This window comes from Dietzia sp. SYD-A1 (assembly GCF_015356725.1).
In the GTDB taxonomy this organism is placed as follows: Bacteria; Actinomycetota; Actinomycetes; order Mycobacteriales; family Mycobacteriaceae; genus Dietzia.
Map to the genome: position 1 here is coordinate 1 of NZ_JADDKI010000508.1, position 2,068 is coordinate 2,068.

Genomic DNA, 2,068 nt, shown 5'->3' on the forward strand with positions numbered 1-2,068 from the left:
CGGTGTGGCGGGCGCGGCGATCTCCTCCTCCGTACCCGAACAGCCGGCGAGTGCGACTCCGGCCGCCATCGCGAATGCGAGGGCGGCCGGGACACGGCGACGTCCGGTGGTCGAGAGCGGGCGATCCGTCGCGGTGGGAGTCATGCGTTCCTGTTCTTCCTGCGTGTGTCAGGCCCCGATGATGAAGGCCTCGAGTTCGGCGCGGGCCTTGTCGTCGGCCATCTGCTCCGGCGGGGACTTCATGAGGTACGCCGACGCCGGCAGGATCGGCCCGCCGATGCCGCGGTCCTTGGCGATCTTGGCCGCCCGGACGGCGTCGATGATGATGCCGGCCGAGTTGGGCGAGTCCCACACCTCGAGCTTGTACTCCAGGTTGATGGGGGCGTCGCCGAAGGCGCGTCCCTCGAGGCGAACGTACGCCCACTTGCGGTCGTCGAGCCACTCCACGTAGTCGGAGGGGCCGATGTGCACGTTGCGGTCGTGGATCTTGCCGGCCAGGGTGCCCTCGAGGTTGGAGGTCACGGCCTGGGTCTTGGAGACCTTCTTGGACTCCAGTCGCTCGCGCTCGAGCATGTTCTTGAAGTCCATGTTGCCGCCCACGTTGAGCTGGTACGTCCGGTCCAGCGCGACGCCGCGGTCCTCGAACAGCTTGGCCATCACCCGGTGGGTGATGGTCGCGCCGACCTGCGACTTGATGTCGTCGCCGACGATCGGGACCCCCGCCGAACGGAACTTCTCGGCCCACTCGGGGTCGGAGGCGATGAAGACGGGAAGGGCGTTGACGAAGGCGACCCCGGCGTCGATGCAGCACTGCGCGTAGAACTTGTCCGCCTCCTCGGACCCGACCGGCAGGTAGCTGACCACCACGTCGACCTCGGCGTCCCGCAGGGCCTGCACCACGTCCACGGGCTCGGCGCCGGATTCCTCGATGGTCTGACGGTAGTACTTGCCCAGGCCGTCGAGGGTGGGGCCGCGCTGGACCGTGATGCCGGTCGGCGGCACGTCGCAGAGCGCGAGGGTGTTGTTCTCCGAGGCGGTGATCGCCTCCGCGAGGTCCATCCCGACCTTCTTGCCGTCGACGTCGAACGCGGCGACGAACTCGACGTCGCGGACGTGGTAGGCACCGAATTTCACGTGCATGAGCCCGGGGACGGTCTGGTCGATCGCCGCGTCCTTGTAGTACTCGACGCCCTGCACGAGCGAGGACGCGCAGTTGCCGACGCCGACGATCGCGACGCGCACCTTCTGGTCGGTCATTGGTGTTCTCCTTGTGATGGGTTCTCTGTCTGGATGAGTTCGTTGATCCAGCGCAGCTCGCGCTCGCTGGTCTCGAGGCCCAGCAGGGTGAGTTGCCGGGCGTAGCGCAGTTCGGTCGGGCCGGCGCGTGTCGCCGCGTCCCGTTGGCCCTCGCGGCGCTCCTCGAGGACGCGCCGTCGGCCCTCGAGGAGCCGCACCCGGGCGGGCCCGGGGGTGCGGTCGAAGAAGGCCAGGTGGACGCCGAAGCCGTCGTCGGTGAACGAGGAGGCGCCGGGCGAGTCGAGCAGGGCGGCCAACGTCGCCTCGCCGACGGGGGTGATGCGGTAGGTCTTGCGACCGCGTCGTGCGGTGGCCGGTGGACGCGTGGCGGTGGCCGCCGTCGCGTCCTCGACGATGTCCCCCTGGTGCCGGAGGCGACGCAGGGTCGGATAGAGCGAACCGAAGGACACGGTGCGCACCGTCCCCAGCATCTCGGAGAGGCGTTTGCGCAGTTCGTATCCGTGCATGGGGCGCTCGTCGAGCAGCCCGAGGATCGCCAGATCGAGCACTCCACCCCCTCACGTCGACGACTCATGCCTGCGGGTTTCCGCGACGGTGACTGAGAGTACACCCTGTGATGTATCGCGCCGATATACCGGTCCGCGGCATCGGCGAGACGCGTCGAGTCCGCGCGGGGCCGGAGTACGCCGGGTCGCGCCCTCGACCGAGGCCTGTTCCCCCCTCGGGTTCTCCGACCCCGGACGCGCGCGGGGACCGCGCCGGGGTCGTAGGCTGGCCCCCGTGGACCAGGCCGACTCCCGCTACCGGCGAC

At 69.5% G+C, this 2,068-nt stretch carries 2 protein-coding genes; both read right to left on the minus strand.

Going from position 1 to position 2,068, the window contains the following annotated elements; genetic code table 11:
* Positions 1-168: 168 nt before the first annotated feature.
* Positions 169-1,257 carry an inositol-3-phosphate synthase gene (locus IY392_RS16210; protein ID WP_194861778.1) on the minus strand — a complete coding sequence of 363 codons (1,089 nt, stop codon included), beginning with the start codon at positions 1,255-1,257 and terminating at the stop codon, positions 169-171.
* Positions 1,254-1,805 (minus strand): PadR family transcriptional regulator, encoded by a 552-nt coding sequence (locus IY392_RS16215; RefSeq protein ID WP_107757803.1) that lies wholly within the window; start codon positions 1,803-1,805, stop codon positions 1,254-1,256. The genes IY392_RS16210 and IY392_RS16215 overlap by 4 nt, the downstream gene beginning before the upstream one ends.
* Positions 1,806-2,068 lie beyond the last annotated feature (263 nt).

Excerpts from the sequence above, each read along its gene's own strand:
- IY392_RS16210 (WP_194861778.1), bottom strand. The coding sequence starts at position 1,257 with ATGACCGACCAGAAGGTGCGCGTCGCGATCGTCGGCGTCGGCAACTGC.